The organism is Variovorax sp. Soil_C_17 (assembly GCF_057657265.1).
This window is the reverse complement of the sequence record NZ_JBDGIT010000001.1, coordinates 1077812-1100623: the sequence shown is the minus strand read 5'-3', so window position 1 is coordinate 1100623 and position 22812 is coordinate 1077812. Positions and strand designations below refer to the sequence as shown.

The window sequence follows — 22812 nt, the reverse complement described above, 5'->3', positions numbered from 1 at the left end:
ACCCAAGTTTCTCTCGTCGTGGCGGCACTCCTGCGGGCTTGCGAACTCGTGCGACGGCGGCGGCGTGTGCGTCTGCGCCGCATGCCCAGGGTTTGCGCGCTGCCAGGCGCAGCCGATCGCGCTGAGCGATCAACATCAGTTCGGTCGGGACGATGCAGAGGCTGGGCTCAGCCCCGTCGATGTCGTCGGTCTACCTGCGGCTGGCGCAGGAACCGGGGGATTCGTGGCGCGGGCTGGTGCCGCGCCGCCGGGCAGCGCCCGCCCTCAATGGCGATGCGCCAGCGCCTCGCCGGCCTTGAGCCTGTAGACCGTGCCGCAGTAAGGGCACTTGGCCTCGCCGGTGCGCGCCACGTCCAGGTAGACCTTGGGATGCGCGCTCCACAGCTTCATGTTGGCCTTGGGATTCGGGCAGAACACCCCGCCCTGGTGGTTCAGGTCCTGGCCCGACAGTTCGATCACGGCGTTGGCACTCATCTTCTTCTCTCAGACCTTGGTGAGCCAGTGGGCGTACTTGGGATTGCGGCCGTTCACGATGTCGAAGAAGGCGCTCTGGATCTTCTCGGTGATGGGGCCGCGCGAGCCCCGGCCGATCTCGATGCGGTCGAGCTCGCGGATCGGCGTGACCTCGGCCGCGGTGCCGGTGAAGAAGGCTTCCTCGGCGATGTAGACCTCGTCGCGCGTGATGCGCTTCTGCACCACCTCGATGCCGAGGTCCTTGCAGATGTGCAGGATGGTGTTGCGCGTGATGCCGTTCAGCGCGCCGGCCGACAGGTCGGGCGTGTAGATCACCCCGCCCTTGACCACGAAGATGTTCTCGCCCGCGCCTTCGCTCACGAAACCCGATGCGTCGAGCAGCAGCGCTTCGTCGTAGCCGTCGTCCAGCGCCTCCATGTTGGCGAGGATCGAGTTGCTGTAGTTGCTCACCGCCTTGGCCTGCGTCATGGTGATGTTGACGTGGTGGCGCGTGTAGCTGGAGGTCTTGACGCGGATGCCGCGCTTCATGCCCTCGTCGCCGAGATAGGCGCCCCAGGCCCAGGCCGCGACCATCGCGTGGATGCGGTTGCCCTTGGGGCTCACGCCCAGCTTCTCGGAGCCGATCCACACCAGCGGCCGCAGGTAGCAGCTCTCCAGGTTGTTGGCGCGCACCACCTGCTTCTGCGCCTCGTTGAGCTGCTCGGGCGTGAAGGGGATCTTCATGCGCAGGATCTTGGCGCTGTTGAACAGGCGCTCGGTGTGCTCGGCCAGGCGGAAGATCGCGGTGCCGTCGACCGTCTTGTAAGCGCGGACCCCCTCGAAAGCGCCGCAGCCGTAGTGCAGCGTGTGGCTCAGCACGTGGATCTTGGCCTCGCGCCAGTCCACGAGATCACCGTCCATCCAGATCTTTCCATCACGATCGTCCAGTGCGGGGGGCAGCGCGCTCATGTCTTTGTCCTTTTGGGGAAGGGAAGTCGCAAAAGCTTGCGATTTTACGGCGCGGGCCGGGCTCGTCCCGCCGACAATGCTCGGCTTTGCCAAACAGCCAGGAAAAGGGTTTCCGTGTCCGTCTTCAAGAACGTCATCGTCTATCGCATCGAATCCACTTGGTCGCAAACGCTCACCGACGTCGAGCAGCGCCTGGATGCCTCTCGCTTCGTGCCCTGCAGCCCATCGCAGGAGAAGGCCGCCGGCTGGGTCGAGCCCCGCGGCGAGGACCATGGGCCGCTGGTCGAATCCGTCGGCGGCCAGTGGCTGCTCGAATACATGATCGAGAGCAAGACCCTGCCCGGCTCCGTGGTGCGCCGCAAGGTCGAGGAGCGCGCCGCGCAGATCGAGGCGACCACCGGCCGCAAGCCGGGCAAGAAGGAGAAGAAGGAACTCAAGGAAGACATCACGCAGGAGCTGCTGCCGCTGGCCTTCACGCGCCATGTGCGCATCGCCGTCTGGATCGATCCGGCCGCGCGCCGGCTGGTGGTGAACGCCAGCAACGCGGCACGCGCCGACGAGGTCGTGACCAGCCTGGTGAAGGCGCTGGAAGGCTTCGCGGTGGCGCAGATCAACACCCAGGTGGAGCCGGCCGTCGCCATGTCCGACTGGCTGTCGACGCAGGAGCCGCCGGCGGGCTTCACCATCGACCGCGAATGCGAGCTCAAGGCCACCGACGAGTCGAAGGCCGTGGTGCGCTACGCCAAGCACCCGCTGGACATCGACGAGGTGCGCCAGCACATCGCCGACGGCAAGCGCCCCACCCGCCTGGCGATGACCTGGGACGACCGCGTGTCCTTCGAGCTGACGGAGGGCATGCAGCTGCGCAAGATCGTGTTCCTCGAGGGCACGCTCGACGATGCGCCGGGTTCGGCCAAGGAAGACAACTTCGATGCCGATGCCGCGATCGCGACCGGCGAGCTCGGGCAGCTGGTACCGGAGCTGATCGAGGCGCTGGGCGGCGAGATGCAGCTGGGGGCGGCGCCGGCCGAGCCGACAGCACCGAAGGCCGCCGTGCCCGCCAGCGAAGAGCTGGCCGACGAGTCGGCGCCTTTCTAGACGGGGGGGCGCAGCGCGTCGGCTGCGCCCGGCTTCACCGCATCGGCGCTCGGCGCATCGGCTGCTTGCGCCGCGTCCTCGTCGGGCGCCTGCGGCCGCACCAGCGTCCATTCGGTCAGCTTGCCATCGACGAAGGTGGCGTCGACCCAGGAGCCGCCGTTGTCGGTCCAGCGGTAGATCTCGGGCTGCGCGTCCTTCGGCGTGCGCTGCTCGCCGAGCGCGCGCGTCATTGCGATCACGTGCAGCAGGGTCAGCTTGGGCTTCAGCTTGGCGTTGAGCATCACCGCGCTCGGCACCGTGCCGATGGGCCGGTCGGCTGCGCGCTTGAGGACCTGCATGGTGCGATTGAAGTGCATCAGCAGGAACATGACGATGGCGCCGCCCGCGAATGCGACGCCCGGCCAGCCGTAGGCGCGATAGGCCAGGCCGAGCAGCAGCAGGCCTGCGAGAGGCACGAAAACTTTGCCGAAATTCATGGGCCGCATTGTCGCCTCCGTCGAAGCGGGGCTGGCTCACCCGTCGGCGCATCGGCGGGGGGGCCGACGGTTCAGTCGAGGCCGCGCACCACGTTCATCGCTTCCTCGATGCGCTCCACAGGATGGATCGTCAGGCCCTCGATCTCCTTCGCGCCCTTGCGCGGCGCGTTGGCCTTGGGCACCACCGCCACACTGAAGCCCAGCTTGGCCGCCTCGCGCAGCCGCTCCTGGCCGCGCGGCGCCGGCCGCACTTCGCCGGCCAGCCCGACTTCGCCGAAGGCGATGAAGCCCTTGGGCAGCGGCTTGCCGCGCAGGCTGGAGGTGATGGCCAGCATCACCGCCAGGTCGGCGGCAGGCTCGCTGATGCGCACGCCGCCCACCGCATTGACGAACACGTCCTGGTCCATGCAGGCCACGCCCGCATGGCGGTGCAGCACCGCCAGCAGCATCGCGAGCCGGTCGCGGTCCAGGCCCACGGACAGTCGCCGCGGGCTGGGCCCGCCGTTGTCGACCAGGGCCTGGATCTCGACCAGCATCGGCCGCGTGCCTTCGAGCGTGACCAGCACCACGCTGCCGGGCACCGGTTCGGCATGCTGGCTCAGAAAGATCGCGCTGGGATTGGTCACGCCTTTGAGGCCGCGCTCGGTCATCGCGAAGACGCCGATCTCGTTGACCGCACCGAAGCGGTTCTTGATGGCGCGCACCAGGCGAAAGCTGGAATGGGTGTCGCCTTCGAAGTACAGCACCGTGTCGACCATGTGCTCCAGCACGCGCGGGCCGGCCAGTGCGCCCTCCTTCGTCACGTGGCCCACCAGCACCACCGCCGTGCCGCTGGCCTTGGCGAAGCGCGTGAGGTGCGCCGCGCATTCGCGCACCTGTGCCACCGAGCCGGGGGCCGAGGTCAGCTGGTCCGAATACACGGTCTGGATCGAATCGATCACCGCGATCGCCGGGCGCGTGGCGTCCAGCGTGGCCAGGATCTTCTCCAGCTGGATCTCGGCCAGCACCTGCACCTGCGACAGCTCCAGGCCGAGGCGCCGCGAGCGCATTGCCACCTGCGCACCGCTTTCCTCGCCGGTGATGTAGAGCGCGTTCCGCCCCGCGCGCTGCAGGGCATCGGTTGCCTGCAGCAGGAGGGTGGACTTCCCGATGCCGGGGTCGCCGCCGATCAGCGTGACGCCGCCGTCGACGATGCCGCCGCCCAGCACGCGGTCGAGTTCGTCGAGCCCGGTGGGCGTGCGCGCGACCTCGCTGGCTTCGATCTCCGACAGCACCGCCAGCTCGGCGGTGCCGGCGAGCGACGCGTAGGGTGCGCCGAAGCGGTTGTTGCCGCCGCCGGGCGCCGTGGCCGCCACCTGCTCGATCAGCGTGTTCCAGGCGCCGCAGCTGGGGCAGCGGCCCAGCCACTTGGGGCTGGTGCCGCCGCATTCGGAGCAGACGAAGAGTGATTTTTCCTTGGCCATCGCCCGAGTGTAGGGAGCGGGCGTCGACGGCCCGCGTCCGGCCTACGGGAAAACCCGGCAAAGGCAGCCCCGAAGAGGTCTTGCAAAAAATTTAACATGTTAAATAATCGAGCCCTTCATGAGCACTCCCTTCGTCCACCGCAACCTGCCCCGCCTGCTGCTGCAGGCGCGCGAAGCCGTCATGGCGCACACCCGGCCCAGCCTGCGCGAGCATGGGTTGAGCGACCAGCAATGGCGCGTGCTGCGGGTGCTGGGCGAACATGGGATGGTGGAGACGGGCCGCGTGGCGCGCGAGGCCTTCATCCTCGGCCCCAGCCTGACCGGCGTGCTCGCGCGCATGGAGCGCGACGGCCTGATCCGCCGCGCGCGCGATCCCGCCGACCAGCGCCGCACCGTGGTCGAGGCCACGCCCAAGGGCACGCGCATGGTCCAGCAGCTCTCGGAAAGCATCGAGGCGCACTACGCCTGGATGGAGAAGTCGCTGGGCAAGCAGAAGCTGTCGCAGCTCTATGTGCTGCTCGACGAAGTGATCGAACTGGAACAACCATGAGCTTTCTCCCCACCGGCACCGTCTACGGCGTGCTGCTCAACTTCCGCGCGGAAGTCGAGGCGCTGGCGCCCCAGATGACGCAGCCCCCCTACAAGGCTCCGCCGAAAGCGCCGGTGCTGTACGTGAAGACGGCCAACACCTGGAGCCCGCACGGCAGCGCGATCGTGGTGCCCGCACGCGTGCCCGAGGTCGAGGTCGGCGCCACCATCGCGATGGTGATCGGCGCCGACGGCGATGTCGAAGGCTTCGTGCCGATGAACGACCTGTCGATCCCGCACGCGAGCTTCTTCCGCCCGCCGGTCAAGTTCAAGTGCGTGGACGGCTTTCTCGGTATCGGCCCCGCGATGCGCGACGCGCAGGAGGTGGCCGACCCGGCCGCGTTCAGGCTCGAAGTGCGCATCAACGGCGCATTGCGCCAGTCGATCGACTTCTCGCAACTGGTGCGCAACGCCTCGCAGCTGCTGGCCGACGTGAGCGAGTTCATGACGCTGGCACACGGCGACGTGCTGATGCTGGGCTGCGATGCCGGACGCCCGCCGGCGCGGCCCGGCGACCGCATCGAGATCAGTGCGCCGGGCTTCGAGACGCTGGCCAACACGCTGGTGGGAGAAGCTGCATGAAGCACGCACGCATCGCCTTCGAAGGCGTGGAGCAGACGGCGACTGAACGCGACGGCCGGCTGCTGCTGGCCGACGGCCGCAGCATCGCCTTCGACGACGCCCTGTGGCTGCCGCCGCTGGCACCGACGCCGCGCCCCCGCACCATCCTCGCGCTCGGCCTCAACTACGCGGACCACGCGAAGGAGCTCGAATTCAAGGCGCCCGAGGAGCCGCTGGTCTTCGTCAAGGGCCAGAGCACGCTGATCGGCCATCGCCAGAAGACGCGGCGCCCGCCCGAGGTGTCCTTCATGCACTACGAATGCGAGCTGGTGGTCGTGATCGGCAAGACGGCGCGGAACGTGCGCCGCGCCGACGCCTACGACCACATCGCCGGCTACACGGTCGCCAACGACTACGCGATCCGCGACTACCTCGAGAACTGGTATCGCCCGAACCTGCGGGTCAAGAACCGCGACACCTGCACGCCCATCGGGCCCTGGCTGGTGGACGCGCAGGACGTGCCCGACCCGATGGCGCTCGCGCTGCAGACCACCGTCAACGGCAAGCTCACGCAGTCGGGCAGCACGAAGGACATGATCTTCGACGTGCCCTTCCTCATCGAGTACTTCTCGGGCTTCATGACGCTCGCGCCCGGCGACCTGATCCTCACCGGCACGCCCGACGGCGTGGTGGACTGCCGCCCCGGCGACGTGGTGGTGACGGAAATCGAAGGCATCGGCGCACTGAGCAACACCATCGCTGCGGCCTGAGAAGGCGTGAACTCGCAGCGACTGCCGGTGACAACACAACCAGGAGACAAGGCATGACCCGGACTTTCCGCTTCGCCGCGGCGCTGCTCGCGCTGGCCGCTTCGCTCCTCGCCTTCGATGCGCCCGCGCAGCCCTACCCGAACAAGCAGGTGCGCTGGGTGGTCGGGTATCCGGCGGGCGGCGGCACCGACTTTCTTGCGCGCACGGCGGGCGCGCAGCTTTCACAGCAGCTGGGCCAGCCGGTGGTCATCGACAACCGTCCCGGCGCGGCGGCCATCATCGCCTCGGAGCACGTCGCCCGCTCGCCGGGTGACGGCTACACCGTCTTCTCGGCCGACAACGGCGTGCTGGTCTACAACCCGGCGCTCTACAAGAAGCTGCCCTACGAAGCCGAGAAGGACTTCGCCCTGCTCGGCATGATGGGCCGTTCCTCGCTCGTCATCACGGCCGCTCCCAACGCCGGCTTTGCCGACGCGAAGGCGTTGCTGGCCGAGCTCAAGCGCTCGCCCGGCAAGTACAGCGTCGCCACGCCCGGCCTGGGCAGCCCGCATCACCTGGCGCTGGAGCTGTTTCAGCGCGAGGCGGGCGTGTCGGTGCTGCACGTGCCCTACAAGGGCGGTGCGCCGGCCCTGCAGGACCTGATGGGCGGCCAGGTGCCGCTGATGGTGCTCGACCTTCCCAGCGGCGTGAGCGCCGTCAAGGCGGGCAAGGCCATCCCGCTGATCGCGATGTCCGGCGAACGCATGCCGCAGCTGCCCAACGTGCAGACGGCCAGGGAGCTCGGCTTCCCCGCCGTCGAGGCCTACGCCTGGCAAGGACTGGTGGCGCCGGCCGCCACGCCGAAGGAGGTGCAGACCCGCCTCGGCGCGGATCTGATGAAGGCCATGAACGACCCCGGCGTGCGGCAGAAACTGCAGGATGCCGGCTGGGACCCCACGCCCGCCGACGCCGCCGAGATGACCCGCTACACCGAAGCGGAACGCAAGAAGTGGCACGCCCTCATCAAGGCGCGCGACATCAAACTGGATTGAAAGCCCCATGAAGATCGATCACCTCATCGACGGCAAGCCGGTCGCCGGCGCCGACTATTTCGAGACCGTCAATCCGGCCACGCAGGAAGTGCTGGCCGAGGTCGCCGCCGGCGGCGAGGCGGAAGTCAACGCCGCGGTCGGCGCCGCCAAGGCGGCCTTCCCGAAATGGGCGGGCCTGCCCGCGCCCCAGCGCGCGAAGCTGATCCGCAAGCTCGGCGACCTGATCGCCGCCCACGTGCCCGAGCTGGCGCAGACCGAGACCAACGACTGCGGCCAGGTCATCGCGCAGACCGGCAAGCAGCTGGTGCCGCGCGCGGCCGACAACTTCTACTACTTCGCCGAGATGTGCACGCGGGTGGACGGCCATACCTACCCGACCGAGACGCACCTCAACTACACGCTCTTCCACCCGGTCGGCGTGTGCGCGCTGATCTCGCCGTGGAACGTGCCCTTCATGACCGCCACCTGGAAGGTGGCGCCCTGCCTGGCCTTCGGCAACACGGCGGTGCTGAAGATGAGCGAGCTCTCGCCGCTGACCGCCGCGCGCCTGGGCGAGCTGGCGCTCGAAGCCGGCATCCCGCCCGGCGTGCTGAACCTGGTGCACGGCTACGGCAAGGAGGCCGGCGAGCCGCTGGTCGCGCACCCGGACGTGCGCGCGATCTCCTTCACCGGCTCGACCGCCACCGGCAACCGCATCGTCAAGAGCGCGGGCCTGAAGAAGTTCAGCATGGAGCTGGGCGGCAAGAGCCCCTTCGTGATCTTCGAAGACGCGAATCTCGATCGTGCGCTCGACGCGGCCCTGTTCATGATCTTCAGCAACAACGGCGAGCGCTGCACCGCGGGCTCGCGCATCCTGGTGCAGCAGTCGATCTATGCCGACTTCGCCGCGAAGTTCGCCGCGCGCGCGAAGCGCATCGCGGTCGGCGACCCGCTGGACGAAAAGACCGTCGTCGGGCCGATGATCTCGCAGGCCCACCTGGCCAAGGTGCGCAGCTACATCGAGCTCGGGCCGAAGGAAGGCGCGACGCTGCTGTGCGGCGGGCTCGAGGTGCCGCAACTGCCCGATCGCGTGCGGCGCGGCAACTACGTTGCGCCCACGGTCTTCGCCGACGTCGACAACCGCATGAAGATCGCGCAGGAAGAAATCTTCGGCCCCGTCGCCTGCCTGATCCCCTTCAAGGACGAGGCCGATGCGATCCGCCTGGCCAACGACATCCAGTACGGCTTGAGCAGCTACGTCTGGACCGAGAACATCGGCCGCGCGCATCGCGTGGCGGCGGCGGTCGAGGCCGGCATGTGCTTCGTCAACAGCCAGAACGTGCGCGACCTGCGCCAGCCCTTCGGCGGCACCAAGGCCTCGGGCACGGGGCGCGAGGGCGGCACCTGGAGCTACGAGGTCTTCTGCGAGCCGAAGAACGTCGCGGTGTCGCTCGGGTCGCATCACATCCCGCATTGGGGAGTCTGACCATGGGCACGCTCGCACTCGCCGCCAAGATCACGCACGTTCCCTCGATGTACCTGTCGGAGTTTCCCGGCCCGAACTTCGGCTGCCGCGAGGCGGCGATCAACGGCCACAAGGAAATCGACCGTCGCTGCCGCGAACTCGGCGTCGACACCATCGTGGTCTTCGACGTGCACTGGCAGGTCAACAGCGAATACCACATCAACTGCGGCCCGAAGTTCGAAGGCACCTACACCAGCAACGAACTGCCGCACTTCATCAAGAACATGCCCTTCGCCTATCCGGGCAACCCGGCGCTGGGCCACCTGATCGCCGACGTGGCCAACGAGATGGGCGTGAAGAGCCGCGCCCACAGCGACACCACGCTGGAGCTCGAATACGGCACGCTGGTGCCGATGCGCTACATGAACGCCGACCAGCACTACAAGGTGATCAGCGTCAGCGGCTGGTGCGACTGGCACGACCTCACCGAGTCGGGCCGCTTCGGCCTGGCGGTGCGCCGCGCCATCGAGGAGCGCTACGAGGGCACGGTGGCGGTGTTCGCGAGCGGCTCGCTGTCGCATCATTTCGCCGACAACGGCCGCGCACCCGAGTTCATGCACAAGGTCTACGACCCCTTCCTCGAGCAGGTCGACCGCCGCGTGGTCCAGCTGTGGGAGGCCGGCGAATGGAAGACCTTCGTCGGCATGCTGCCGATGTATGCCGACAAATGCTGGGGCGAAGGCGACATGCACGACACCGCGATGCTGCTGGGCCTGCTGGGGTGGGACCGCTACACCGCGCCGGCGGAGATCGTCACGCCGTATTTCGGCAGCTCGGGCACCGGACAGATCAATGCGATCTTCCCGGTCACGCCGCTGCCTGCGACCGCCTGAGGAACGCCGCCATGCCCCATCTCGTGATCCTCTACACGCCCGACGTCGAAGCCGACGCCGACATGCCGGCGCTGTGCCGCGCCCTGGCCGACACCATGCTCGCGCAGCGCGACGAGCAGGAGCGCCCCGTCTTCCCGGTCGGCGGCACGCGGGTGCTGGCCTATCCGGCCGCGCACTGCGCGGTGGCCGACGGCTCGGGCGAGCATGGCTTCGTCTACCTCAACCTGCGCATGGCAACGGGGCGTTCCGACGCGGTGAAGAAGCGCGTCGGCGATGCGTTGCTTGAACGGTTGAAACGGCACGTCGAGCCCCTGCTCGCAAAGCGCCGCGTCGGCATCACCCTGCAGATCGACGAAAGCCCCGGCCAGGTGTACGACGGCAAATGCGGCAACCTGCATTCTCTTTTTCAGCAGCCCTGACATGCTCGACAAGAAGCTGATCCAGCAACTCGCGGCAGAGCTGCACGAGAGCGAGAAGTCGCGCGTGCAGGTCGAGCATTTCTCCAAGCGCTTTCCCGAGATGAGCATCGAGGACGGCTACGCCATCTCGCGCGAATGGGTCAAATCCAAGCTGGCCGAGGGCCGCGTGGTCCGCGGCCACAAGATCGGCCTCACCTCGCGCGCCATGCAGCAGGCCAGCCAGATCACCGAGCCGGACTACGGCACGCTGCTGGACGACATGTTCTTCGAGCAGGGCGGCGACATTCCCTTCACCCGCTTCATCGCGCCACGCATCGAGGTCGAGCTCGCCTTCGTCCTGGGCAAGCGGCTGCAAGGCCCGAACGTCAGCCTCTTCGACGTGCTGGCGGCCACCGACTACGTGGTGCCGGCCATCGAGATCATCGACGCGCGCATCGAGCAGTTCGACCGCGAGACCGGCGCCATGCGCAAGGTCTTCGACACCATCGCCGACAACGCGGCCAATGCCGGCATCGTGACCGGCGGGCGGCCGGTCAAGCCCGACGCGGTGGATCTGCGCTGGGTCGGCGCGCTGCTCTACAAGAACGGCGTGCTCGAGGAGTCGGGCCTGGCCGCGGCCGTGCTCAACCATCCGGCCACCGGCGTGGCCTGGCTGGCCAACAAGCTTGCGCCCTGGGGCGAATGCCTGGAGGCCGGCGAGGTCGTGCTCGGCGGGTCCTTCACCCGGCCCACCCATGCCAAGCCCGGCGACACCTTCCATGCGGACTACGGTCCGCTGGGCTCCATCGCCTTTCGTTTCGTCTGAAGAAGAACACCCATGCAAACTCCCACGAATCCCTTCAAGCAAGCCCTGGTCGAGAAGCGCGCGCAGATCGGCCTGTGGCTCGGCCTCGCCGACGCCTACAGCGCGGAAATCTGCGCCGGCGCCGGCTTCGACTGGCTGCTCATCGACGGCGAGCATTCGCCCAACGGCCTGCGCAGCGTGCTGCAGCAGGCGCAGGCCATCGCGGCCTATCCGGGCGTCAACGCCATCGCGCGCGTGCCGGTGGGGCACGGCGACGGGGGCACGGCGCTGATCAAGCAGTACCTCGACCTGGGCGTGCAGACCCTGCTGGTGCCGATGGTCGACACCCCCGAGCAGGCGCAGGCCATCGTGCGCGCCATGCGCTATCCGCCGCAGGGCATCCGTGGCATGGGCGGGGCGCGCGCCTCGCGCTGGGGCCGCTACCCGGGCTATGCCAGGGAGGCCAACTCACAGGTCTGCCTGCTGGTGCAGGCGGAGTCGCGCGAAGCGCTGGCGAACCTCGATGCAATCGCCGGCGTCGAGGGGGTCGATGGCGTCTTCATCGGCCCGGCCGACCTGTCGGCTTCGCTCGGTCATGTCGGCGACTCGAACCACGCCGAGGTGCAGGCGGCCATCGAGGACGCGATCGCCCGCATCCAGCGCGCCGGCAAAGCCGCCGGCATCCTGACGCCGGACGAGACGCTCGCGCAGAAATACCTGGAGCTGGGCGCCCTCTTCGTCGCCGTCGGCCTCGACACCAACCTGCTGGTGCGCAGCACCAATGCACTGGCCGCGCGCTTCAAGGGCGGTGCGAAGCCGGCATCGGGCGGCGGCACCTACTGAGTCCATCGGCCATGAGCGATCCCAAGCGCTTCCGCTCCGCGATCATCCGCGAGGGCACCATCCGCGCCACCACGCGCAGCTTCCTGCATGGGCTGGGCCAGGACGAGGAGGACATCGCACGCCCGCACATCGGCGTGTTCCACACCGGCGGCGAGATGAGCCCCTGCAACCTCAACCTGCGCGAGCAGGCGCAGCATGCCAAGACCGGCATCTATGCAGGCGGCGGCACGCCGCACGAATGCCCGGTGGTGTCGGTGAGCGACGGCCTGACGATGGCGCATTCGGGCATGCGCTTCTCGCTGATCTCGCGCGAGCTGATCGCCGACAGCGTCGAAGCCTCGACACGCGGCCACCAGTGGGACGGCATCTTCGCCATCGGCGCCTGCGACAAGAACCTGCCGGGGCTGATGATGGGCATGGTCCGCTGCAACGTGCCCGGCGTGTTCGTGCATGGCGGCTCGGCGCTGCCCGGCCAGATGCCCGGGCCGGACGGGCGCGACCTCAACGTGGTCGACACCTACGAGACCATCGGCAAGGTGCTGGCCGGCGACGCCACGCACGAGGAGCTCGACGCCATGAGCCGCGCCTGCCTGCCCACCGCCGGCGCCTGCGCGGGCCAGTTCACCGCCAACACCATGGGCATGGTGTCCGAGGCGCTGGGCCTGGCGCCGATCGGCTCCAGCATGGTGCCCGCCGTGTTCAGCGAACGCGCGCCGCTGATGCGCCGCGCGGCGAAGCAGTTGATGAAGGCCGTCATGGGCGAAGGCCCGCTGCCGCGCGACATCGTGACGCGCCAGGCGCTGGAGAACGCCTGCGCGCTGGTCTCGGCCACCGGCGGCTCGACCAACGCGGCGCTGCACCTGCCGGCGATCGCGCACGAGGCGGGCATCAAGTTCCACCTCGACGACGTGGCCGAGGTGTTCGCGCGCACCCCGCTCATCGCCGATCTGCGCCCGGGCGGGCAGTACCTGGCGCGCGACGTGTACTACATCGGCGGCGCCGGCGTGATCCTGCGCACGCTGCTGGAGCAGGGCTTCCTGCAGGGCGATGCACTCACCTTCACCGGCCGCACGCTGGCCGAGGAAGTCGCCGATGCGCCGGCGCCGGACGGCCGCGTGGTGCGAAAGGCCGGCGATCCGATCACGCGCGACGGCGGCCTCGCGGTGCTCAAGGGCAACCTGTGTCCCGACGGAGCCCTGCTCAAGACTGCAGGCCTGAAGACGCTGGTACACCGTGGACCGGCGCGCGTTTTCGAGTCGGAGGAAGAAGCGCAGGCCGCCGTTCAGAACCGCCGCTACCAGGCCGGCGACGTGATCGTCATCCGCAACGAAGGGCCCAAGGGCAGCCCCGGCATGCGCGAGATGCTGGGCATCACCGCACTGCTTTACGGCCAGGGCATGGGCGACAAGGTGGCGCTGCTGACGGACGGCCGTTTCTCGGGCGCGACGCGCGGCCTGTGCATCGGCTACGCGGGGCCCGAGGCGGCCGAAGGCGGACCGATCGCGGCGCTGCGCGACGGCGACATCGTCGCCATCGACGCACGCGCAGACATCCGCAGCATCGGCGTCGAGTTGAGCCACCAGGAAATCGCCGCGAGGCTGGCGCAACGTCAGGTAAACGCGGGGGTGCGGCATACCGGCTTGCTGGAAAAATATGCGCTCACCGTGCGCCCCAGCCACCAGGGCGCCGTCACCCATTCGGGCGCAGTCACCTGGCTGCGCGACGAATCCTGAAGCACTCACACGGAGACAAGCTCATCATGACCCTCACCCGCCGCCACCTGCTGCAGACCACCGGCGCCTCGGCGCTGCTCGCCAGCCTGGGCCAGCAGGCCTTCGCACAGGCCCAGCCTCTGGAAACCGCGCGCCTGATCACCGGCTTTGCCGCCGGCGGCACCTCCGACACGCTGTGCCGCCGCGTCGCGAGCCGCCTCCAGCCCGACTACGGCAAGGCCGTGGTGGTCGAGAACCGCACCGGCGCGGGCGGCCAGATCGCCGTCACCTACGTCAAGGGCCAGCCGGCCGACGGCGCGACGATCCTGCAGACGCCGACTTCCATCCTCACCATCTATCCGCACATCTACAAGAAGCTGCCCTACGACCCGCTGGTCGACCTCACGCCGCTGACGATCGCCTGCCAGTTTGACTTCGGCTTCGCGGTCGGCCCGGCCGTGCCGGCGAGCGTGAAGTCGGTGCCCGAGTTCCTGGCCTGGGCCAAGACGAACCCGGCCGGCGCCAACTACGGCTCGCCCGCGGCCGGCTCCACGCCGCACTTCATCGGCGCGCTCCTGGGCAAGAACGCCGGCGTCGATCTCAAGCACGCCGCCTACCGCGGCACGCAGCCGGCCATGCTCGACCTGCTGGGCGGCAACGTGGCGGCGGTGTCGGGGCCGATCGGCGACATCACGCAGCACCTGGCCTCGGGCAAGGTGCGCATCCTCGGCGTCTCCGGGGCCAAGCGCAGCCGTTTCGCGCCCGATGTGCCGACCTTCGAGGAGCAGGGCATCAAGAACGTCACGCACAGCGAATGGTTCGCCTTCCTGCTGCCGGCCAAGGCCTCGCCCGAGGTGGTGGCGCGCGCCAATGCGGCGATGAAGACGGCGCTGGCCCAGAAGGACGTGATCGACGGCTTGGCCACCTTCGGGCTGGAGGCCATGTCTTCGTCGCCCGGCGAGCTGACGGAACTGCTCAAGAAAGACACCGCCAAGTGGGCGCCGATCGTGAAGCAGATCGGGTTCACCGCGGAGCAATAGCCCACTCCCAAAGGAACTGCTCGATGAATACTCCGCTCGCCACCCCGGCCGCCGCCGCGGCCCGCCCCGCCATCCATCCCGACGAACAGGAGGCCCGCCTGCAGCTGGCCGCCTGCTACCGCGTGTTCGCGATGCTGGGCTGGACCGAGATGATCTACAACCACATCACGGTGCGGCTGCCCGACAGCGTGACGGGCGGGCAGAAGCAGTTCCTCATCAACCCCTTCGGCCTGCTTTACAGCGAGGTCACGGCCGGCAACCTGGTCAAGATCGACCTGCAGGGCAAGGTGCTGGACGGCTCGCGCCACCCGGTCAACCCGGCCGGCTTCACCGTGCATGCCGCGATCCACGACGGCCTGCCCGATGCGCATTGCGTGATGCACACGCACACCACCGCCGGCGTGGCGGTGGCCTGCCTGCAGGGCGGCCTGCAGCAGACCAACTTCTACACCGCGCAGTTGCACGGCATGGTGGCGTACCACGACTTCGAAGGCATCACCATCCATGCCGACGAAGGGCCGCGGCTGCTGAAGAGCATCGGCGACAAGCCTGCCGTGATCCTGCGCAACCACGGCCTGCTGGCCTGGGGCCAGACGCTGCCGCAGACCTTCGCCATCCTCTGGACGCTGCAGCGCGCCTGCGAGATCCAGATGGCGACGCTGTCGATGGGCACGCCCATCCCCGTCTCGGAAGAGATCGCGCGCAAGTGCACGCGCGATGCGCTGCAGTTCAACCCGAAGCACGGCGGCGGGCAGGACGTGTTCGACGCGCTGGTGCGGCAGGTCGATCGCATCGACGATTCCTACAAGCACTGAGCGAACAGCGATGAAAGTCTGCATCTACGGCGCCGGCGCGATCGGCGGCTGGATCGGCGCCGGCCTCGCGCAGGCCGGCAGCCGGCTCAATGTGGTGGCACGCGGCGCGACGCTGGAGGCGCTTCAGCGCGATGGGCTGAGCGTGATGCGGGGCGACCAGCGCATGCGCTTCGCGGTCAATGCGGTGGCCGACCCGGCCGACCTGGGCGCGCAGGACCTGGTGGTGATCGCAGTGAAGGCACCGGCGCTGCCGGCCGTCGCCGCGCAGATCGCGCCGCTGCTCGGTCCCGACACGATCGTGCTGACTGCCATGAACGGCGTGCCCTGGTGGTTCCTGCAGGGCGGCTTCGGCGGCCCGCTCGCCGGCACGCAGCTGGAGGCGGTGGACCCGGGCGGCAAGATCGACGCCGCCATCCCCGCGCAGCATGTGATCGGCTGCGTGGTGCATGCGAGCTGTTCGCTGGATGCGCCGGGCGTGGTGCGGCACCACTTCGGCAACGGCCTGATCATCGGCGAGCCCTCGGGCGAGGCCACGCCGCGGGCGCAGCGGCTCGAAGCGCTGCTCGAGCAGGCCGGCTTCGAGGCCCGCCTCTCGCCTCGGATCCAGAAAGACGTCTGGTACAAGCTGTGGGGCAACATGACGGTCAACCCGATCAGCGCGTTGACCGGCGCCACCACCGACCTCATCCTCAACGACGAACTGGTGCGCGGCTTCATCTCGACCATCATGCTGGAGGCGCGCGAGATCGGCGAGCGCATCGGCGTGCCGATCGCCGAGAGCCCCGAGGACCGGCACGCGGTCACGCGCAAGCTGGGGGCCTTCAAGACCTCGATGCTGCAGGATGTCGAAGCCCAGCGCCAGGTGGAGCTCGACGCGCTGGTGGGCGTCGTGAAGGAACTCGGCGATCTGACCGGCGTGCACATACCTTTCACCGACGCACTGTTCGGCCTCGCGCGGCTGCACGCCCGCATGCACGGCCTGTACCCGGCCGCTTGAGACGCGTGCCGGCAAGCGGCACCTCGTGCAACGCCTTCGCTGCGCTTGTTACTTGGTTGTGTTCGCAGTTCAACACAACCAACGCGCTCGAACCCAGATCCCTGCGCCCTCGCGGAGGCGTCGGTCGGCTCCAGGTCGCCGGCGCCGTGGCCTCCACCGGCCGGGCGCGTGCCGCCGCGGAACGACAAGTCGCGCTCGACCTGCGTTTCCCAGAGGCGCACCGAGCGCCAGTTGGACAGGATCTTCAAGCGGCCTGCGCTTGCCTCAGTCCACCGCGACGGGCACGCGCGGCGCCACCGCGCACATCAGCTCGTAGCCGATGGTGCCGGCCGACCGTGCCACCTCGTCGATGGGGAGCACGGCCCCGTTCGAGGCGCGCCCCCACAGCGTGACCTCGCTGCCGAACGCGGCATCGGGCACCGGCGTGAGGTCGACCGTGATCATGTCCATGCTGACCCGGCCGACCATGCGCGTGCGCACGCCGTTCACCAGCACCGGCGTGCCGGTGTCGCAATGGCGCGGATAGCCGTCGGCGTAGCCGACCGCGGCAACGCCGATGGTGAGCGGGCCCTCGGCGGTGAAACGCGAGCCGTAGCCGACGGTGTCGCCCGGGGCCAGCGTCTGCACCGAGAGCAGCCGCGTCGACAGCGTCATGGACGGCTGCAACTGCCAATGCGCCGCATCGTGCTCGGGGAAGTCGGGCGCGCTGCCGTACAGCAGGATGCCGGGGCGCACCCAGTCGGCGCGCGTGGTGGCGGCATGGCGCAGGGTGGCGGCGCTGTTGGCGATCGTGCGCTCGCCCGGCAGGTCGCGCGTGACGCGCTCGAAGACCTCGAGCTGGTGGGCCACGCCGCGCGCGCCGTCGGCGTCGCTGAAGTGGGTCATCAGCGAGATCTCGTCGACCTGCGGGAGCGCGTCGAGCCGCGTCCAGGCGGCGCGGAAGCGCTCGGGCGAGAAGCCCAGCCGGTTCATGCCGGAATTCATCTTGAGGAACACGCGCTGCGGCACCTGCGTCTTGTGGGCGGCCAGCATGTCGATCTGCTCGTCGCAGTGCACCGTGTGCCAGAGCTCCAGCCGCGAGCACAGCTCCAGGTCGCGCGGCTCGAACACGCCTTCGAGCAGCAGCACGGGCCCGCGCCAGCCCAGGGCGCGCACGCGCTCGGCCTCGGCCAGGTCGAGCAGCGCGAAGCCGTCGGCCGCGCGGAAGGACTCGAAGACGCGCTCGATGCCGTGCCCGTACGCATTGGCCTTGACCACCGCCCAGACGCGGGCGTCGACGGCAGCGCGGCGCGCGCGCTCGAGGTTGTGGGCCAGGGCGGCGGTGTGGATGGTGGCGAGGATGGGACGAGGCAAGGTGAAACCCGATCAGGACATGAGGACAAACACCCGGAAAGCATGGGGCGCGACCTCATTTTGACATTGCACCCCCATGCTATAACCGCGCATTTCCGCCAGTACCGCGGCCAATTTCAACTATTGCCAGCAGCCCGACTCCTGGCCAGCCAGCCCATCGATGAAGCGCGGTTTCTATACGATCATGTCGGCCCAGTTCTTCTCGTCGCTGGCCGACAACGCGCTTTTCGTTGCGGCGGTGGAATTGATGCGAAGCGGCGGCGCGCCCGAGTGGCAGCGCGCGGCGCTGGTCCCGATCTTCACCATCTTCTACGTGGCACTGGCGCCGCTGGTCGGCGCCTTCGCCGACGCGCTGCCCAAGGGCCGCGTGATGTTCATCAGCAATGCGATCAAGGTGGTGGGCTGCGTGATGATGCTGTTCGGCGGTCATCCGCTTTGGGCCTACGCCGTGGTCGGCCTGGGTGCGGCGGCGTACTCGCCGGCCAAGTACGGCATCCTGACGGAGCTGCTGCCGGCCTCGCAGCTGGTCAAGGCCAACGGCTGGATCGAAGGCCTGACCATCGCCTCGATCATCCTGGGCATCGTGCTCGGCGGGCAGCTGGTGGGGCACGCACTGTCGACCCGCCTGCTCGGGCTGGACTTGCCGCTGATCGACACCGGCATCGACACCCCGCCCGAGGCCGCGATTGCCGCACTGATCCTCGTCTACATGATCGCGGCCTGGTTCAACACGCGCATCCCTGACACCGGCGTCGAGATGCGGCCGCTGCGCGCCAATGCGCAGCAAGGCATGTTGCGTAATCTGCTGGCGCTGCTGCCGGACTTCTGGCACTGCAACTCGCGCTTGTGGCGCGACAAGCTGGGCCAGATCTCGCTGGCGACCACCACGCTGTTCTGGGGCGCCGGCGGCAACCTCAAGTACATCGTGCTGGCCTGGGCTTCGCTGGCGCTGGGCTACAGCACGGCGCAGGCGTCATCGCTGACCGGCGTGGTGGCGATCGGCACCGCCGTGGGCGCGGTGGTGGCGTCGATGCGCATGCGCCTGGACATGGCCACGCGCGTGATCCCGCTGGGCATCAGCATGGGCATCCTGTTGATCGGGATGAACTTCATCGGCAACATCTGGATCGCGGTGCCCTTCCTCATCCTGCTGGGCGGTCTGGGCGGCTTCCTGGTGGTGCCGATGAATGCGCTGCTGCAGCACCGCGGCCACAACCTGATGGGTGCCGGCCGCTCGATCGCGGTGCAGAACTTCAACGAACAGGCCTGCATCCTGATCCTCGGTGCCTTCTACAGCGCCTGCACCGGCCTGGGCCTCTCGGCCTACTCGGCGATCACCGCCTTCGGGCTGGTGGTGGCGGGCTTCATGTGGCTGATCAAGCGCTGGCATCGCAACAACCTGCAGCGCTTTCCGGAAGAGGTGGAGCACCTGCTCGCGATCGCACGCAGCGACAAGCACCACTGAACCAGCCCTTGCCTTGCCCGCTCTCGCGCTCGTCTTCAACGCCTTCGTCTGGGGCGTCTCCTGGTTCCCCTTCCGCCAGATGGAGGCGCATGGCCTGCATCCCGTGTGGGCCACGGCACTCATCTACGCGCTGATCGTCGTGGCCATGGGATGGCTGCGCCGCGATGCGTGGCGAGCCTTCGCCACGTGGCCGGGCCTGTGGCTCCTGGGGCTGGCGGCCGGCTTCACCAACGTGGGCTTCAACTGGGCCGTGACGCAAGGCGACGTGGTGCGGGTGGTGCTGCTGTTCTACCTGATGCCTTTGTGGAGCGTGCTGCTGGCCTGGATCTTTCTCGGCGAGCGGCCCAGCGCCTCGGCACTCGCGCGCATGGCGCTCGCGCTCGCCGGCGTGGCGGTTGTGCTCAAGACGCCGGGGACCGACTGGCCGGTGCCGGCGAGCCTGCCCGACTGGCTGGGCGTGGCGGCCGGCTTCAGCTTCGCGCTGGCCAACATCCTGCTGCGGCGGCTGCGGCCGGCGCCCGGCGAATCGCGCGCGCTCGCCATGTTCGCCGGCTGCGCGCTGGTGGCGGGGCTCACCGCGACGGCCGGCAGCGCGCTCGGCGCCATCGCACCGCCGCCGCTGCAGCCTCCGGCGGTGGCAGGGTGGGCGGGCTGGGCGACGCTGCTGGGCGTGGGCTTCGTCTTCGCCAACGTCTGCCTGCAGTACGGCGCCGCACGCCTGGCCGCCAGCGCCACCGCGGTGATCATGCTGTCGGAGGTGCTGTTCGCCAGCGTCTCCTCGGTGGCGCTGGGCGCGGCCACGCTGGATGCCCGCATCTGGACCGGCGGCGCACTGATCGTGCTGGCGGCCCTGTGGTCCTCGTTTGCGCGATCGAACGGCGGCGAGGATGATCGGCAGTCCCGCATCCTGGAGGACAAGCCATCATGACCAGCATCTACGACTTCGAGGCCCGGCAGATCGACGGCAGCGAGGTGCCGCTGTCCAAGTACAAGGGCCAGGTGCTCCTGATCGTCAACACCGCGAGCAAGTGCGGCTTCACGCCGCAGTTCGAGGGCCTGGAGGCGCTCCACAAGAAATACGCCGGAAAAGGCCTCGCGGTGCTCGGCTTCCCGTCCAACCAGTTCGGCAACCAGGACCCGGGCACGAACGAGGAGATCGGCGCCTTCTGCGTGCAGAACTACGGCGTGAGCTTCCCGATGATGGAGAAGATCGAGGTCAACGGCCCCGGCGCCACGCCGCTCTACAAGTGGCTGGCGAAGGAAGCGCCGGGCCTGCTGGGCAGCACGGCCATCAAGTGGAACTTCACCAAGTTCCTGGTCGGCAAGGACGGGCGCGTCATCAAGCGCTACGCGCCGCTGGACACGCCGGCCTCGATGACGCGCGACATCGAGGCGGCGCTGGCGTCCTGAGCCGCTTCGCTCAGAAGCGGAAATCCGCGGTCTGCGAGCCGCGGCCGACCATGACCGTGTGCGTCTTGGTCATGCCCTCGGTGCGGGCCTCGACGGTGTAGCGGCCCGCCGGCAGGTCGACCAGGCACACGGGGCCGGAGGCGCGCATCTCGAGCGCGGTGTCGCCGCCGGCGGATTTGATGGTGACCTCCACGTTGGCCAGGTACTCGCCGCCGGCGCGCGCGAACAGCAGCGCGAGCGGATGATCCTTCATCGCGGCGCGCATGGCGTTGGACTCGTCCGATCCGATGCCGCCGCAGGCGAAGCGCGCGTTGCCCTGCACCTTCATCGCAGGCAGCGTGCCGGTGCCGGGGTCCACGGTCTGCGCGTGCGACGCCAGCGTCCCCGCGGCGCAGGCGCATGCGAGCGCAGCGCCGCAGAACAGGGTGTGGAGAGGGCGGTTGAGCATGTTCTTGCTCCCGAAGTGAAGACATGCGTATCGTGCCGCGCTGCCACCCGGCCCGGGTCGGACCAGCGCTTCTTCGCTTGTGCGATCAAACCGTCGCTGGGCACGCGCCGCTCACGCACGCCAATCTGACGAATTGTCGCAAGACCGCAAGCAATCCGCGCCCGCTCGCCACACTTCGAATTTCGCCTTGGCGCCGCGCGCATCAGCAAAGTCGGCGCCGACCCCATGCCTTCGAACAAACCCATGATCAGTTATCGCGCCCTGCCACTCCGCATCCTTGCCGCGGCCATCTTCTCCTTGTGTTTGGCTGCTTGCGGCGGAGGCGGCGATGGCGGTTGCGGAGGCTGCGGGCTCGGGGCTTCCCTGGCGGGCGCATCCGCAGACCCTTCGACGGCCCAGCCGCCCACGTCGCCGACAAACCCGCCTTCGACCGAAACGCCGCCCTCGACCGAGACTCCGGCGGCGCCCGGTGCGACCCCTCCCAGTTACGTCATTGGCGGCTCGCTCACAGGACTGCCCGCCAACGGCAAGCTGGTCCTGCTGAACAACGCAGGCGACGCGCTGACGCTGGCAGCCAATGGGGCCTTCAGCTTCGCGGCGCCCGTGACCTTCAATACCGGCTACGCAGTGACGATCGCCTCCCAGCCTCTGTGGCAAGCCTGCCAGGTGGCCAACGGCAATGGCACCGCCGTCGCTGACGTCAGCAATGTCTCGGTGTCCTGCGCCGAAGCGCAGGCGCTGGTCTCGACCTTGGCGGGTTCTTCGGTGACGGGTTCGGCCGACGGCACGGGCAGTGCAGCAGGGTTCGACAGCCCGCAAAGCATGGCGATGGACGGCAACGGCAACATCTATGTGATGGACACTGACAACTTCGTGGTTCGCAAGGTCACGCCGACCGGCGAGGTCACGACCTTGGCCGGTTCGACGGTGCCCGGCTACGGCGTTGGCGTGACCGTGGATGCCGGCGGCAATGTCTACGTCGCGGACTACGACAACGACGTGATACGCAAGATCACGCCGAACGGCGATGCGTCCATCATGGCCGGCTCCACGGAGGGCTGGGCCGATGCCACCGGTGCCGATGCCCAATTCAACGGACCGTCAGGGTTGGCGGTCGATTCGAGCGGCAATGTCTATGTCGCGGACTATGACAACCACATGATCCGCAAGATCACGCCGAACGGAACGGTCACCACCGTGGCCGGTTCCGGGAGCCGAGGGGACGCCGATGGCCAAGGTGCGGCTGCCTCGTTCAACCGGCCGAATGCGCTCAAGGTCGACGCCATGGGCAATATCTATGTGGCCGACGCCTCCAACCACCGCATTCGCAAGATCACGCCCGATGGTGTCGTCACCACGCTGGCCGGCTCGACGAGAGGCTTCGCGGATGGCACCGGCGTCGCCGCGCAATTCGACTACCCATGGGGTCTCGCCATCGACGCCAGCGGCAATGTCTACGTGGCGGACTCCGGCAACAACAAGCTGCGCAAGATCACACCGAACGGCGTTGTCTCCACGCTTGCCGGCTCGGGTACGAGCGGCTCGGAAAACGGCCTCGGCGCCACAGCCCAGTTTGATGATCCGCTGGACGTCGCCGTGGATGCCAGCGGCAACGTCTACGTGCTCGACGATTACAGCGTTCGCAAGATCAGTCCGTTGCGCTGACAGAACGGAATGCGTCACCTCCTCTCGCGATCGATACCAGCGGCAATGTCTACGTCTCGGAGGCGGGCAACCACGCGATCCGCAAGATCACACCGGTGCGCTGACTCCGCTGAGG

Annotated in this window: 24 protein-coding genes; 18 read left to right on the top strand and 6 right to left on the bottom strand. The window is 68.5% G+C overall.

Going from position 1 to position 22812, the window contains the following annotated elements; genetic code table 11:
* Positions 1-264: 264 nt before the first annotated feature.
* Positions 265-474 (bottom strand): zinc-finger domain-containing protein, encoded by a 210-nt coding sequence (locus AC3A6Y_RS05240; protein ID WP_487867163.1) that lies wholly within the window; start codon positions 472-474, stop codon positions 265-267.
* 9 nt (positions 475-483) lie between these two features.
* A complete protein-coding gene (locus AC3A6Y_RS05235) occupies positions 484-1422 on the bottom strand; it encodes a branched-chain amino acid transaminase (protein WP_487867162.1) in 939 nt (312 codons plus the stop codon).
* 114 nt (positions 1423-1536) lie between these two features.
* Between AC3A6Y_RS05235 and AC3A6Y_RS05230 the strand changes: the two genes are divergently transcribed.
* Positions 1537-2520, top strand: a complete 984-nt coding sequence (locus tag AC3A6Y_RS05230; RefSeq protein WP_487867161.1) for a recombination-associated protein RdgC — start codon at positions 1537-1539, stop codon at positions 2518-2520.
* Here the strand turns inward: AC3A6Y_RS05230 and AC3A6Y_RS05225 are convergent.
* Entirely contained in the window at positions 2517-3005 is a 489-nt protein-coding gene (locus AC3A6Y_RS05225) for a glycerate kinase (RefSeq protein ID WP_487867160.1), read from the bottom strand. The genes AC3A6Y_RS05230 and AC3A6Y_RS05225 overlap by 4 nt on opposite strands.
* 62 nt (positions 3006-3067) lie before the next feature.
* Positions 3068-4459 carry a DNA repair protein RadA gene (gene radA / locus AC3A6Y_RS05220; protein ID WP_487867159.1) on the bottom strand — a complete coding sequence of 464 codons (1392 nt, stop codon included), beginning with the start codon at positions 4457-4459 and terminating at the stop codon, positions 3068-3070.
* A gap of 118 nt (positions 4460-4577) precedes the next feature.
* On the opposite strand from radA, the gene hpaR reads away from it, so the two are divergent.
* The 13 genes from hpaR to AC3A6Y_RS05155 are packed head-to-tail and all read left to right on the top strand — an operon-like array spanning position 4578 to position 16356.
* Entirely contained in the window at positions 4578-5009 is a 432-nt protein-coding gene (gene hpaR / locus AC3A6Y_RS05215; RefSeq protein ID WP_487867158.1) for a homoprotocatechuate degradation operon regulator HpaR, read from the top strand.
* Positions 5006-5629 carry a fumarylacetoacetate hydrolase family protein gene (locus tag AC3A6Y_RS05210; RefSeq protein WP_487867157.1) on the top strand — a complete coding sequence of 208 codons (624 nt, stop codon included), beginning with the start codon at positions 5006-5008 and terminating at the stop codon, positions 5627-5629. The genes hpaR and AC3A6Y_RS05210 overlap by 4 nt, the downstream gene beginning before the upstream one ends.
* Positions 5626-6378 (top strand): fumarylacetoacetate hydrolase family protein, encoded by a 753-nt coding sequence (locus tag AC3A6Y_RS05205; protein ID WP_487867156.1) that lies wholly within the window; start codon positions 5626-5628, stop codon positions 6376-6378. The genes AC3A6Y_RS05210 and AC3A6Y_RS05205 overlap by 4 nt, the downstream gene beginning before the upstream one ends.
* Before the next feature lie 53 nt (positions 6379-6431).
* A complete protein-coding gene (locus tag AC3A6Y_RS05200) occupies positions 6432-7409 on the top strand; it encodes a Bug family tripartite tricarboxylate transporter substrate binding protein (protein ID WP_487867155.1) in 978 nt (325 codons plus the stop codon).
* Positions 7410-7416: 7 nt separating this feature from the next.
* Positions 7417-8874, top strand: a complete 1458-nt coding sequence (gene hpaE, locus AC3A6Y_RS05195) for a 5-carboxymethyl-2-hydroxymuconate semialdehyde dehydrogenase (RefSeq protein ID WP_487867154.1) — start codon at positions 7417-7419, stop codon at positions 8872-8874.
* Between the two features lie 2 nt (positions 8875-8876).
* Entirely contained in the window at positions 8877-9746 is an 870-nt protein-coding gene (gene hpaD, locus AC3A6Y_RS05190) for a 3,4-dihydroxyphenylacetate 2,3-dioxygenase (RefSeq protein WP_487867153.1), read from the top strand.
* Positions 9747-9757: 11 nt separating this feature from the next.
* Complete coding sequence (locus tag AC3A6Y_RS05185; RefSeq protein ID WP_487867152.1) at positions 9758-10165, top strand: 5-carboxymethyl-2-hydroxymuconate isomerase; 408 nt, start codon at positions 9758-9760, stop codon at positions 10163-10165.
* A 1-nt stretch (position 10166) separates the two neighbouring features.
* Positions 10167-10970 carry a 2-oxo-hept-4-ene-1,7-dioate hydratase gene (hpaH, locus tag AC3A6Y_RS05180; protein ID WP_487867151.1) on the top strand — a complete coding sequence of 268 codons (804 nt, stop codon included), beginning with the start codon at positions 10167-10169 and terminating at the stop codon, positions 10968-10970.
* Positions 10971-10982: 12 nt separating this feature from the next.
* Complete coding sequence (locus tag AC3A6Y_RS05175; RefSeq protein WP_487867150.1) at positions 10983-11792, top strand: aldolase/citrate lyase family protein; 810 nt, start codon at positions 10983-10985, stop codon at positions 11790-11792.
* Between the two features lie 11 nt (positions 11793-11803).
* The gene (gene ilvD / locus AC3A6Y_RS05170) at positions 11804-13525 is read left to right on the top strand and encodes a dihydroxy-acid dehydratase (RefSeq protein ID WP_487867149.1); all 1722 of its coding nucleotides are present in this window, start codon (positions 11804-11806) and stop codon (positions 13523-13525) included.
* Positions 13526-13551: 26 nt separating this feature from the next.
* On the top strand, positions 13552-14544 hold the full coding sequence (locus tag AC3A6Y_RS05165) for a Bug family tripartite tricarboxylate transporter substrate binding protein (RefSeq protein ID WP_487867148.1): 993 nt from the start codon (positions 13552-13554) through the stop codon (positions 14542-14544).
* Between the two features lie 23 nt (positions 14545-14567).
* The gene (locus AC3A6Y_RS05160; RefSeq protein WP_487867147.1) at positions 14568-15359 is read left to right on the top strand and encodes a class II aldolase/adducin family protein; all 792 of its coding nucleotides are present in this window, start codon (positions 14568-14570) and stop codon (positions 15357-15359) included.
* Between the two features lie 10 nt (positions 15360-15369).
* Positions 15370-16356, top strand: a complete 987-nt coding sequence (locus tag AC3A6Y_RS05155; protein WP_487867146.1) for a 2-dehydropantoate 2-reductase — start codon at positions 15370-15372, stop codon at positions 16354-16356.
* A 264-nt stretch (positions 16357-16620) separates the two neighbouring features.
* On the opposite strand, the gene alr is transcribed toward AC3A6Y_RS05155, so the two are convergent.
* Complete coding sequence (gene alr / locus AC3A6Y_RS05150) at positions 16621-17709, bottom strand: alanine racemase (protein WP_487867145.1); 1089 nt, start codon at positions 17707-17709, stop codon at positions 16621-16623.
* 160 nt (positions 17710-17869) lie between these two features.
* Between alr and lplT the strand changes: the two genes are divergently transcribed.
* The 3 genes from lplT to AC3A6Y_RS05135 are packed head-to-tail and all read left to right on the top strand — an operon-like array spanning position 17870 to position 20584.
* The gene (gene lplT / locus AC3A6Y_RS05145; protein ID WP_487867144.1) at positions 17870-19174 is read left to right on the top strand and encodes a lysophospholipid transporter LplT; all 1305 of its coding nucleotides are present in this window, start codon (positions 17870-17872) and stop codon (positions 19172-19174) included.
* Positions 19175-19187: 13 nt separating this feature from the next.
* The gene (locus tag AC3A6Y_RS05140) at positions 19188-20102 is read left to right on the top strand and encodes a DMT family transporter (RefSeq protein ID WP_487867143.1); all 915 of its coding nucleotides are present in this window, start codon (positions 19188-19190) and stop codon (positions 20100-20102) included.
* Positions 20099-20584, top strand: coding sequence for a glutathione peroxidase (locus AC3A6Y_RS05135; protein ID WP_487867142.1), 486 nt, complete (start codon positions 20099-20101; stop codon positions 20582-20584). Before AC3A6Y_RS05140 ends, AC3A6Y_RS05135 begins: the two co-directional genes overlap by 4 nt.
* Positions 20585-20594: 10 nt before the next feature.
* Here AC3A6Y_RS05135 and AC3A6Y_RS05130 read toward each other — a convergent pair whose 3' ends face one another.
* Entirely contained in the window at positions 20595-21032 is a 438-nt protein-coding gene (locus AC3A6Y_RS05130; protein WP_487867141.1) for a carboxypeptidase regulatory-like domain-containing protein, read from the bottom strand.
* A 243-nt stretch (positions 21033-21275) separates the two neighbouring features.
* On the opposite strand from AC3A6Y_RS05130, the gene AC3A6Y_RS05125 reads away from it, so the two are divergent.
* Positions 21276-22697, top strand: coding sequence for an NHL repeat-containing protein (locus AC3A6Y_RS05125; protein WP_487867140.1), 1422 nt, complete (start codon positions 21276-21278; stop codon positions 22695-22697).
* Positions 22698-22812: the final 115 nt, after the last annotated feature.